At 32.1% G+C, this 12149-nt stretch carries 10 protein-coding genes; 9 read left to right on the plus strand and 1 reads right to left on the minus strand.

The window, feature by feature from the left end; genetic code table 11:
• Position 1 precedes the first annotated feature (1 nt).
• The 8 genes from ACFO3U_RS07625 to ACFO3U_RS07660 all read left to right on the plus strand — a co-directional run bounded on the left by ACFO3U_RS07625 (position 2) and on the right by ACFO3U_RS07660 (position 6151).
• Positions 2-154, plus strand: coding sequence for a T9SS type B sorting domain-containing protein (locus tag ACFO3U_RS07625; protein ID WP_379740134.1), 153 nt, complete (start codon positions 2-4; stop codon positions 152-154).
• A gap of 162 nt (positions 155-316) precedes the next feature.
• Positions 317-1537 (plus strand): aminotransferase class V-fold PLP-dependent enzyme, encoded by a 1221-nt coding sequence (locus tag ACFO3U_RS07630; RefSeq protein WP_379740108.1) that lies wholly within the window; start codon positions 317-319, stop codon positions 1535-1537.
• A 12-nt stretch (positions 1538-1549) separates the two neighbouring features.
• A complete protein-coding gene (locus tag ACFO3U_RS07635) occupies positions 1550-1972 on the plus strand; it encodes a hypothetical protein (RefSeq protein ID WP_379740111.1) in 423 nt (140 codons plus the stop codon).
• 6 nt (positions 1973-1978) lie between these two features.
• On the plus strand, positions 1979-2404 hold the full coding sequence (locus ACFO3U_RS07640; protein WP_379740114.1) for a SufE family protein: 426 nt from the start codon (positions 1979-1981) through the stop codon (positions 2402-2404).
• A 17-nt stretch (positions 2405-2421) separates the two neighbouring features.
• Positions 2422-2745 (plus strand): SUF system Fe-S cluster assembly protein, encoded by a 324-nt coding sequence (locus ACFO3U_RS07645; protein WP_379740117.1) that lies wholly within the window; start codon positions 2422-2424, stop codon positions 2743-2745.
• Between the two features lie 71 nt (positions 2746-2816).
• On the plus strand, positions 2817-4652 hold the full coding sequence (locus tag ACFO3U_RS07650) for an ABC transporter ATP-binding protein (RefSeq protein ID WP_379740120.1): 1836 nt from the start codon (positions 2817-2819) through the stop codon (positions 4650-4652).
• Positions 4653-4657: 5 nt separating this feature from the next.
• Positions 4658-5173, plus strand: coding sequence for a DUF2480 family protein (locus ACFO3U_RS07655; protein ID WP_379740123.1), 516 nt, complete (start codon positions 4658-4660; stop codon positions 5171-5173).
• A 90-nt stretch (positions 5174-5263) separates the two neighbouring features.
• On the plus strand, positions 5264-6151 hold the full coding sequence (locus tag ACFO3U_RS07660) for a DUF3078 domain-containing protein (RefSeq protein ID WP_379740126.1): 888 nt from the start codon (positions 5264-5266) through the stop codon (positions 6149-6151).
• A gap of 53 nt (positions 6152-6204) precedes the next feature.
• Here the strand turns inward: ACFO3U_RS07660 and hflX are convergent, their stop codons facing one another.
• Positions 6205-7434: a GTPase HflX gene (hflX, locus tag ACFO3U_RS07665; protein ID WP_379740129.1), complete on the minus strand. Its 1230-nt coding sequence runs from the start codon at positions 7432-7434 to the stop codon at positions 6205-6207.
• A gap of 117 nt (positions 7435-7551) precedes the next feature.
• Between hflX and ACFO3U_RS07670 the strand changes: the two genes are divergently transcribed.
• Positions 7552-12149, plus strand: a 4598-nt coding sequence (locus tag ACFO3U_RS07670; protein WP_379740131.1) for a choice-of-anchor J domain-containing protein, incomplete at its 3' end; no start/stop codon positions are given.

A 12149-nucleotide genomic window follows, 5' to 3' on the forward strand; every position in this document is an offset into this window, starting at 1 on the left:
AATCAGTTCAACAGGAGATGGTTGGAATGGAACCTTAAACGGTCAACCACTACCAGCAACGGACTATTGGTTCACAGTAGATTATTATGAAATTAAACCAAACGGTACAATAGTACCTAAACAATTTAAAGCTCACTTTTCATTAAAAAGATAAGTAGTTTTTAAATAACATAAACAAAAAAGGGTTACTCAAACGAGTAACCCTTTTTTTAATAAAATTAGATATAAAAGATCAAAAGGGAAATATGTTTTTTAACCTTTATTTATTCTAATTTTAAATAATGATGTTGTAAATTTGCATTCAAATTGTTTTGAAATGTTAGACATCCAAAAAATACGTGCTCAATTCCCAATACTTTCGCAACAAGTAAACGGAAAACCTTTAGTTTATTTTGACAACGGAGCCACTTCACAAAAACCTCAAATAGTAATTGATGCAATTGTTAATTATTATTCAAGATATAATGCTAATATCCATCGTGGTGTGCATACTTTGAGTCAATTAGCAACGGATGCTTATGAACAAGCACGTTTAAAAATTCAGAAACATTTTAATGCAAGAAAATCATATGAAATAATATTCACTTCCGGAACAACTGAAAGTATAAACTTAGTGGCAAATGGTTTTGAATCAATTCTTCAAAAAGGAGATGAAATAATCGTTTCTGCATTAGAACATCATAGTAACATTGTGCCTTGGCAAATGCTTTGTGAGAAAACAGGAGCCATTTTAAAAGTAATTCCAATGAGTTTGGACGGTGAATTAATTATGTCAGAATATGATAAATTACTTTCATCTAAAACAAAATTGGTTTTTTGTAATCACATTTCAAATGCTTTAGGAACTATAAATCCAATTGAAGAAATTATTGAAAAAGCACATGAAGTTGGTGCAGCAGTATTAATTGATGGAGCTCAAGCTTGTCCTCATTTAAAACCAGATGTTCAAGCCTTAGATGTTGATTTTTATGTGACTTCTGCACATAAAATGTGTGGGCCAACAGGTGTTGGAATGTTGTATGGAAAAGAAAAGTGGTTAAGAAAATTACCTCCTTACAAAGGAGGTGGAGAAATGATTGCAACAGTTACTTTTGAAAAAACAACTTACGCAGATTTACCACATAAATTCGAAGCAGGAACACCCAATATTTGTGGAGGAATTGCCTTTGGAACAGCAATAGATTACATGAATTCAATTGGATTTGATGAAATTGCTAACTATGAACATGAACTTTTAGTTTATGGAACAGAAAGGTTAAAAGAGATAGAAGGAGTTACTATTTATGGGCCAACTGATTTGTCAAAAAAAGCTTCAGTAATTTCATTTAACATTGAAGGAATACATCCTTATGACATTGGCACGATTATAGATAAATTAGGAATAGCAGTACGAACTGGACATCATTGTGCTCAACCTATTATGGATTTCTATAAAATTCCAGGTACTATTAGAGCAAGTTTTGCTTTTTATAATACCAAAGAAGAAATTGATATCTTTGTAGAAGCTGTTAAAAAAGCAAAGATGATGTTATCTTAAAAAATAGAAATTATGAAATTATTATTTACAATTATTTTGAGTGTTTTCCTTGCAAAGGGATGTTCTGAATATAAAGATTTAGAAAAAGTGAAAATGGTTTACGATGCAAACAGTAGAGGGTATCATAAAACAATAATTATTGAAAATAAAACATTTTTTGTTACTAATTCAAGAGATGAAAAACCTCATGAAATTAAATTATCAGATGCAGAATGGAAATCAATAGCTGACCTGTTTAATAAAGTTGATTTGTCAACTTATAATCAATTAGAAGGGCCAACACAAGAACGCTTCTATGATGGAAAAGCTCCTGCAAATTTAACGATTACTAAAGGTGAAGTAGTTTATGCTACAAAAGGTTTTGATCATACAATACCACCAACTCAAATAAAAGGATTGGTTGACACAATTCTAAAATTGTCAGAAAAGAAATAAGAAAGCATGCAAATAAAAGAAATACAAGAAGAAATAATAGATGAATTTTCAATGTTTGACGATTGGATGCAACGCTATGAATACATAATTGAACTTGGAAAATCATTACCATTAATCGAAGAAAAATATAAAACAGAAGACAATATAATAAAAGGTTGTCAATCAAAAGTTTGGGTTCATGGTGAAGAAAATGAGGGAAACATTGTTTTCACTGCTGATAGTGATGCCATTCTTACTAAAGGAATAATAGCTATTCTAATTCGAGTTTTTTCAAACCAGAAACCAGAAGCAATATTAGAAGCTAATACAGATTTCATCGATGAAATTGGCTTAAAAGAACATTTATCTCCAACCAGAGCCAACGGTTTAGTGTCGATGATAAAACAAATAAAAATGTATGCTTTAGGTTTTCAAGCGAAGCATTCAAGTTAATTAAAGAAAATTTAAAAATGGAAGAATATAAAGACGAAATAAACCTAGGTGAAAACGTAGTTAAAACATTAAAAACGATTTACGATCCAGAAATTCCTGTAGATATTTATGAATTAGGTTTAATTTATGATGTAATGATTAATGAAGACAATGACGTTAAAATTTTAATGACATTAACTTCACCAAATTGTCCTGTGGCCGAAACTTTGCCTCTTGAAGTAGAAGAAAAAGTAAAATCTATTGATGCAATAAAATCTTGCGAAGTTGAAATCACTTTTGATCCACCATGGAGCAAAGATTTAATGAGTGAAGAGGCAAAACTTGAATTAGGAATGCTTTAATTCAGTTGGCTGTATTCAGTATTTAGTAGGCAGTTTTAATTACTAAACACGAATTAACTGAACATTAAATAATGGCAAGAAATCAACTAAAATCATTAAACGACACCAAAAAAATAGGATTAAAAGCTTCTTTTAATTCACTTACTTATGTACCTCGTTTTTTCAAAGAAATTTGGCAAACAAATAAAAAACTGTTTCTAATTTCTTCTTTTTGTAGATTAATAGCTGCTTTATTACCAGTTGTAATACTATGGATTGGAAAAATCATTATTGATGAAATTATTCGAATCACCACTCAAGGTGAAAAAGATTTTTCTGAACTTTGGAAATACGTATTACTAGAATTTATTTTAGTAGTAATTTCAGATTTAGTTAGTCGAGCTATTTCATTAACAGACGGAATTTTAGGTGATCAATACAACATCAATACTTCCATAAAAATTATTGAAAAAACAAATGAAGTTGATATCAGTTTACTTGAAAACTCTGAGTTTTACGATAAATTAGAAAGAGCCAGAACACAAACGATGGGTCGAGTTGACCTTATGTCAAATGTTTTAGGTCAAGCCCAAACTACAATTTCAATTATTACACTTGTTGCAGGTTTAATTTACTTTGAACCTTATCTTATAATTTTATTAGTTTTAAGCATTATTCCATCTTTTATAAATGAAGTTCGATTCAGTCAGCAACAATATTCTTTAGCTAGAAGTTGGACAGCAGAAAGAAGAGAATTAGACTACTTACGATTCATAGGTGCAAACGACAAAACAGCCAAAGAGATTAAACTTTTTGGATTGACTAATTTTGTAGTAAATCGTTTTAAAAATTTAGCCACAAAATATTTTAATTTAAATAAAACGCTTGTAATCAAACGTTCAAGTTATGGTTTTTTGTTTAATTTATTGGGTTCAGTAAGTTATTATGCAGCTTATGTTTTTATCATTTATCGTGTTTTGTCTGGAGTAATTACTTTGGGTGAATTGACTTTCCTTTCTGGAAGTTTTAACCGATTGATGAAAAGTCTACAAGATTTTTTCTCTAAATTTACTCGTATTTCCGAAAGTTCATTGTACTTAAAAGATTATTTTGATTTTATAGATATTTCAATCGAACCAAAAACGGTTGAAGATGTTCCTTTACCAAAAGTAATTCAGAAAGGATTTGAATTTAAAAATGTGTTTTTTGCTTATCCAGAATCTGAAAATCAAATTTTAAGAGATGTAAGTTTCTCTATAAAAGCAGGTGAAAAAATAGCTTTTGTGGGTCAAAATGGTGCAGGAAAAACCACGTTGACCAAGTTATTACTTCGTTTTTATGAACCCACTTCTGGAGAAATATTGTTAGATGGAGTCAATATAAATCGATACAATAAAAGTGAATATCAAGCCTATTTTGGAGTTTTGTTTCAAGATTTTTTTAGATATGAATTCACAGTTAAAGAAAATATTGCTATTGGGAAAATAGATGAAATAGAAAATCAAGACAGAATTGAAAAAGCGGCCGAATTAAGTTTAGCTGATGAAGTTGTTTCCGAATTAACTTATGGTTACGAACAACAATTAGGTAAACGTTTTGTAAAAGGGCAAGAACTTTCTGGTGGACAATGGCAAAAAATTGCCTTAGCTAGAGCTTACATGAAAAATGCTGAAGTCATGATTCTAGATGAGCCTACTTCTGCGTTAGATGCCAAAGCTGAGAGCGAAGTTTTTGAGCGTTTCATTCATTTGATAAAAAATAAAACAAGTGTAATTATTTCACACAGATTTAGCACTGTTCGTCAAGCAGATAGAATTATAGTTTTAGAAGAAGGTTCGATTTTAGAATCTGGAACACATGAAGAATTGATGGTAAACAATAAACTTTACGCACAATTATTCACCCTTCAAGCAGAAGGTTATCAATAAAAATTATGGCAGAAGAAATTATAAATAAAGTAGCAAATAGTGTTTTGGAAGTTTTCGATTTAGAAGATTATTTTCCAAAGCAACCTATACTCTCCATCGATGTTTCAAATTGGTTAGTAGAAGGTTTTTTGTTGAAAGAAAAAGAATTTAGAGAGTCGTTAAAAAATCATGATTGGTCTCAATATAAAGATGCATTAGTTTCGATTTATTGTTCCACAGATGCTATTTTACCAGCTTGGACTTTTGCATTAGTTACGGTTTATTTGCAACCTTTTGCTTCAAAAATAAGTTCAGGAACTAAGAACGATTTATTGTTAAGCTACTATCAAGATACTTTAAACCAAATAGATTTTTCAAAATATAATCAAAAACCTTTAATTTTAAAGGGTTGTTCTAATAAACCAGTGCCACAAGAAGCCTATGTTTTAGCGATTCAAAAATTAATTCCTTTTGCAAAAAGCATTATGTTTGGTGAAGCATGTTCGGCTGTTCCTTTATATAAATCGATAAAAAAACAATAAATACTGTTAAACAGCTTATTTTTAAATAAAATTTGTACATAAACTTTCATTATATAACTTTGTTGCTAATTAAAACAAAACAAAACAAAAATGAAAAAAATAGTACTAAGTTTATTATTAGTTTCTGCTTTTGGATTTGCTCAAGATAACGAGAAAGAAAATCTAAAAAAAACAGAAGAAGCAGCCGCAAAAGTTGGTGAAGACAAACCAGATGGTTGGTTAAAAGTGGGTACATTTTCGCTAATTGGTAACCAAGCTAGTTATAATAATTGGTTAGCTGGTGGACAAAGTAGTCTTGCAGGTAATCTACTTATTAATTATGATTTTAATTATAAAAAAGAAGATTGGTCTTGGGATAACAAATTAATCGTTGGTTATGGATTAACAAAGTTAAAAGACCAAGAAATGCAAAAATCTGATGATAGATTATTATTTAATTCATTATTAGGTAAAAAAGCTTCAGGTTATTGGTATTACTCTGCATTTTTAAATTTTAAAACGCAAATGGATACTGGTTTAGATCCTGAAACACAAACTACAAAAATTTCACATTTCTTTTCTCCAGCGTACTTTCAAGCAGGACCAGGTATGATGTGGAAAAAAAGTGATAATTTAAAATTTAATATAGCACCTGCTACCTCAAAATTAATTATTGTTCATGATCATTTTACGGAGCTTGGACCTTCTTTTGGAGTTGAGCAAGGAGATACTTCAAGATATGAATTTGGAGCAGCATTAAATGGATATTATAAGTTTAATATTATGGAAAATGTTTCCGTTGAAAATATTTTAAACTTATATTCTAATTATTTAGAAGACCCACAAAATGTAGATATTGATTACCAATTAAACATTGTAATGAAAGTGAATAAGTACTTATCCACAAACTTTACATTTCAAACCATTTATGATGACAATGCCTTTAGAGGATTTCAAACGCGTCAAAATATTGGTGTAGGTGTTAATTTTGGGTTTTAAATAAATTATTAATTATTTACATATAAAAAAAAGACCCAATTAAGGGTCTTTTTTTATGCTTCATCTTTTTCAACAGCTTCACTATATTCAGGATATAGAAATTTGTTGTATGGAAATCTTGTGATATGAATTTCTCTTACTGCTTCATATACTTTTTCTCTAAATTCTTCAAAATTTAGTTTATCTGTTGCCGAAATAAATAGTGCATTCTTCTCACCAACGTTGTTCATCCAAGTTTTTTTCCACTCTTCTAAAGAATAATGTTTAGGTTCTCTTTCTGTCATTAAATCGTCTTCAGCTAAGTAAGCAGGTTTATAAGCATCAATTTTATTGAAAACCATGATTGTAGGTTTGTCATCACTTTTTATATCTTTCAAAATTTGATTTACAGATTCAATATGGTGTTCAAATTCAGGATGCGAAATATCTACAACATGAAGTAACAAATCAGCTTCACGAACTTCATCCAAAGTACTTTTAAAAGAATCAATTAGTTGTGTAGGAAGTTTTCTAATAAAACCTACCGTATCAGATAATAAAAAAGGTAAATTTTTAATAACTGTTTTTCTAACTGTAGTGTCTAATGTTGCAAATAATTTATTTTCAACAAATACATCACTTTTACCAACAGCATTCATTAAGGTTGATTTTCCAACATTAGTGTAACCCACTAAAGCTACTCTAACCATTGCTCCACGATTACTTCTTTGAGTAGCCATTTGCTTGTCAATAGCTTTGATTTTGTCTTTTAATAAAGCAATTCTATCTCTAACAATACGTCTATCTGTTTCAATTTCAGTTTCTCCAGGACCACGCATTCCAATTCCACCTCGTTGTCTTTCTAAGTGAGTCCACATTCCAGATAATCTCGGAAGTAAATAAATACATTGTGCTAATTCAACTTGAGTTCTTGCATAAGAAGTTTGTGCACGTTGAGCAAAAATGTCTAAAATTAAATTTGTTCTGTCCAACACTTTTATATCAAAAATTTTTGTAATATTTTTTTGTTGTGATGGTGTAAGTTCATCGTCAAAAATGATGGTTGAAATGTTATTTTCTTTTATATAAGATGCTATTTCTTCAAGTTTTCCTGTTCCAACAAACGTTTTAGGGTTCGGTTTGTCCATCTTTTGAGAAAATCGCTTAATCACTTCACCACCAGCAGTAAATGTTAAAAAATCAAGCTCATCTAGATATTCATTTAATTTCTCCTCATCTTGATTTTGCGTAACAATTCCAACTATAACTGTTCTTTCAAAATTGATTATCTCTTTTTCTATCATAATTCTTAAGCAAGTAATTTATTTTTCAACAAATTTAACACAAAATGTTAATAAAACCCTTTTAGTTTTCAAAATATTAATTACTTTTGGAGATAAATCAAACCAAACAACAATATAATGATGAAGAAAATTACGCTATTTTTAGTAATGTTGCTTCTTTCTTTTACTGGTTATGCACAGTTTCCAGAGAATTTTGAAGGAACAACAGTACCAAACTACACCACTGACGACTGGGTTTTAAGTGGGGGAACTTGGAAAGTTTTTGACAACGGAATTGGAACGACTCAATCATGGGGTGTTCTTCCTGCTCCAAATTCTTGTAACGGTCGTTCTGCTTATTTGAACAATGAAAATGTTACCAATGGAACTTTTGCCGAAGATTGGCTAGTATCACCTTTAACAGTTCCTGTAATTGCAAATGCGCAGTTGCGTTTTTCTGCTAAACAAACTTTAGCAGCGAATTTTGGTAGTATTTATACAATTAGAGTATCAACTACTTCTCAAACTGATGCTTCTACTTTTACAACTATTCAAACATGGACTGAAACGGAATTAAATGATGTTTATAATGTTTGTGAAGAAAAAGTTGTTTCATTAGCAGCTTATGCTGGACAACAAATATATGTTGCCTTCGTTATGACAAATGACAATGGTGATAGATGGATTCTTGATGATATTAATATTGTTGAGCAATGTTTAGATCCAACAAATCAAACAGCTACAAATCCTACATTGACAAGTTCAACATTAGGATGGACAAGTCCAGGAAGTGCTACAAACTGGGAGGTTGAAATTGTACCTTCAGCAGGTACTCCAACTGGTACAGGAACAGTTGTTTCTACAAATCCTTATGTTGCAACAGGTTTAACACAAGGAACATGTTATGACTATTATGTAAGATCATTGTGTGCATTTGGTACACCAACTGCAGCAAATAGTGAATGGATAGGACCATTTAATTTTTGTACTGCTTCTTTAGGAGAAACTTGTGGAGCACCAATAGTAGTGCCTAGTTTCCCTTATAGTACTTGTGATACAACTTCAGCTTATGGAGATGACTACAGTGGAAGTCCAGGTTCGTCTGGTTGTGGTTCAACTTCAGCTTATTTAAATGGAGATGATGTAGTTTATAGTTTTACAGCAACTACTGCAAATTCAATTACAATAACTTCATTAACAAATTCAAATTGGTCAGGATTGTTTGTATACAATAACTGTACTAATGTAGGGGGCAGTTGTGTAGCTGGAAATACAGGAGGAAATGGTACTACAGTACCAGATTCGGTTACCTTTTTCCCAACAATTGGTCAGACCTACTATGTTGTGATTTCTTCTTGGGCTACAAATGCGGCTACTCAAAGTGTTGATTATTGTTTGAATATTATAGAAAATTCTTGTACAAACATGACATCAGCATTTAATTTGTTGTCAAATTGTACAAGTACAACAGATCCAGATACTTTTTATGTAACAGCTAATGTTACAAATATGGGAACTGCAACTTCAATAACAGGTACAAGTACACCAGCATCACCAACTCCAGTTCCATCACTTACAGCACCAGGAACAATGCAATTTGGACCATTCCCAAATGGAACTGATGTTACAGTGCATTTGCAAAATGATCAAGATGCAAACTGTTTTAAAGATAGTGCAGTATTTAATCAACAATTTTGTCCGGCAACCAACAACCTTTGTGCAGATGCTATCCCTATTGTTTGTGGAAGTGCACCTATAACGCAAACAACTCAAGGAGCCACTACAACTGGTGCTCCAACAGGGACTTGCGGAACTACAGGAGGTTCAGGGGGGTTATGGTATAGTTTCACAGGAACAGGTGATATAGTGACTTTTTCATTATGTGGTTCCGCTTTTGATACTAAAATTCAGGTTGTAACTGGAACATGTGGAGCATTCACTTGTGTAACTGGTAATGATGATTTTGCAGGTTGTGGAAATCAATCACAAGTCCAATTCATTACAACTGTTGGAACTAATTATTATATATATGTTTATGGTTTTGGAACGGCTCAAGGAGTGTTTACATTAACAACTACTTGTACACCACCACCACCACCACCAGCAAATGACAATTGTGATAATGCTACTCCAGTTACAGTTAATACAAATACAAACTGTACTCAAGTTACTCCAGGAACAGTTGTAGGAGCAAGTCCTTCTTCACAAGCAAATGGTTGTGTTGGTTCCGCTGATGATGATGTTTGGTTCTCATTTGTAGCAACTCATACAACACATAATATTAATTTATTAAATATTAATGGTTCAACTTTAGATTTAAATCATGTTGTTTATTCTACAACTGACCCTTCAAACCCTTGCGGTAATTTAACTCAAATTTTATGTAGTAACCCTGATAGTAGCACTGTTACAGGATTAACAGTTGGACAAGTATACTATATAAGAGTTTACACTGCAGTTGCGACTGCATTACAAACTACAACATTTAACGTTTGTGTAACACCTCCACCGAATTATTGTAATGGTGATCATTTTTATGATTCAGGAGGGCCAAACGGTGACTATATGAATAGTGAGAATACAACAACAACAATTTGTCCTAGTACACCTGGAGATGTAGTAGTTGTGATTTTTAATTCGTTTAATCTTGAAAATAATTTCGATTTCTTAAGAATTTATGATGGTAGTACAACAACTGCTCCTCTATTAGGAACTTTTACTAACACAAACTTACCACCACAATTTATTTCTACAGCAACAAATGGATGTTTAACATTTAATTTTACATCAGATACAAGTGTTGTAAGACCAGGATGGGATGCTACAATATTATGTGTACCACCACCTGCTTGTCCTCAACCAAATAATTTATCAATTGTATCTACAAATTCAACTGGAGCTACATTAGCTTGGAATGAAACAGGTACAGCAACCAACTGGAATGTTGTGGTTCAGCCAGCAGGAACAGGATATCCAACTTCCTCATCGACAATTATTCCAGCTTCTACTAATCCATTTACTGTAACAGGTTTGAACTCTTCTTTCCAATATGAATTTTTTGTTCAGGCTGATTGTGGAAGTCCAGATGGAACTAGTTTTTGGTCAGGACCTTTCCCTTTCAACACTACATTTGCAGGTTGTGGAACAAATCCTGCTGCAGGTAATGATTGTCCAACTGCACAACCTATTTGTAATTTAAACGGTTATTGTGGAAATACTTCAGCAACATATGGCGATAATTCATGGACTCAATTAGATACAGCATTTTGTGGTTCTATTGAGAACAATTCATTTCTTACATTCGTTGCTACATCAACAACTATATCACTTAATGTGTCTGTACAGAATTGTACCAATAATAATGGTATTCAAATGATGATATTTACAGCTGCTACTTGTGGTTCAGGACCAGTTACAAGCTTAACTTGTTGGAGTCCAGGAAATGTTCCTACAGGTCCAGCTACAGTTTCTGCAAGTGGACTTGTTGTAGGGAATACCTACTATTTAATGATTGATGGTTTTGCAGGTGATGTCTGTGATTATAGTATTAGTGCAAGTGGAGGTGGAACTCAAACGGATGTTGATATAACACCAGCTACTGCGACAGTATGTTTAGGAGGCTCTATCGACTTAGTAGCTTCTGGAGGTAATGGATCTTTTGCTTGGACACCAGCAACTGATTTAAATACTACTTCGGGTGCTACAGTAACTTATACACCTTCTGCAATTGGAACTTACACAATAACAGTTGATTCTACTGATCCAAACCCAACTTGTTCTAGTTCTGACACTACAACTATTACTGTAGTTAATACTTTGACAGCGTCTATTACTTCTAATAGCCCTGTTTGTATTAATGATGATGCAATATTTACTATAACAGGAACACCAAATGCTATTATAACTTACTCAATAGACGGAGGAGCCTCTCAAAGTGTTACTTTAGATGCAAGTGGAGATGGTGTTGTAACAGTACCAGGTGTCACATCAGATACGACTATTTCTTTAAGTAATATAGCTATAAGCACTTGTACTTCAACAATTTCAGATACACATACTGTTTCGGTTTTAAGTTCATTAACAGGGCCAACACTTACCTCAAATAGTCCAATTTGTTCTGGTTCAGATGCAATTTTTACTTTAACTGGTGGAAGTCCTAACGCAATTGTTTCATATACAATTGATGGAGGTGCATCACAAGATATAACTTTAGACGCTAATGGTGATGCTTCTATAAATATTGCTAATGCAACTAGTGATGTTGTAATTCTTTTAAGTAATATAAACGTTGGAGCATGTAATACTTCACTTACTGACACATTGACTGTTACAATTTTAGCTGCTTCAACTGCTCCTACATTGTCAACAAATTCACCTGTATGTCAAAATTCAGATGCTATATTTACTATAACAGGAATACCTAATTCTATTGTTACTTATACGATAGATAATGGATTATCTCAAAATGTTACTTTAGATGCAAGTGGAAATGGAACTATAACTGTTCCTAATATTACTGCTGCTACAACAATTGATTTAGTTAACGTGTTTGATGGAAGTTGTAATTTATCTTTATCTAATTCCGATACAGTCACAATAACACCGTCTCCTGTATTAGATCCAGTAAGTGCTGTAGTAGCTTGTGATTCTTATTCATTGCCTGCTTTAACAGTAGGGGATTATTATTCTCAACCAGGAGGAGTTGATCCAATAAATATTGCTAATCCTATAACTTC

Source organism: Flavobacterium ponti, from assembly GCF_042652765.1.
Taxonomy (GTDB): Bacteria; Bacteroidota; Bacteroidia; order Flavobacteriales; family Flavobacteriaceae; genus Flavobacterium; species Flavobacterium ponti.

Bases quoted from the DNA above. Each gene is read 5' to 3' on its own strand.
- ACFO3U_RS07655 (WP_379740123.1), top strand. From the start codon at position 4,658: ATGGCAGAAGAAATTATAAATAAAGTAGCAAATAGTGTTTTGGAAGTT.
- ACFO3U_RS07660 (WP_379740126.1), top strand. From the start codon at position 5,264: ATGAAAAAAATAGTACTAAGTTTATTATTAGTTTCTGCTTTTGGATTT.
- hflX (WP_379740129.1), bottom strand. From the start codon at position 7,434: ATGATAGAAAAAGAGATAATCAATTTTGAAAGAACAGTTATAGTTGGA.
- ACFO3U_RS07645 (WP_379740117.1), top strand. From the start codon at position 2,422: ATGGAAGAATATAAAGACGAAATAAACCTAGGTGAAAACGTAGTTAAA.
- ACFO3U_RS07650 (WP_379740120.1), top strand. From the start codon at position 2,817: ATGGCAAGAAATCAACTAAAATCATTAAACGACACCAAAAAAATAGGA.
- ACFO3U_RS07630 (WP_379740108.1), top strand. From the start codon at position 317: ATGTTAGACATCCAAAAAATACGTGCTCAATTCCCAATACTTTCGCAA.
- ACFO3U_RS07640 (WP_379740114.1), top strand. From the start codon at position 1,979: ATGCAAATAAAAGAAATACAAGAAGAAATAATAGATGAATTTTCAATG.
- ACFO3U_RS07635 (WP_379740111.1), top strand. From the start codon at position 1,550: ATGAAATTATTATTTACAATTATTTTGAGTGTTTTCCTTGCAAAGGGA.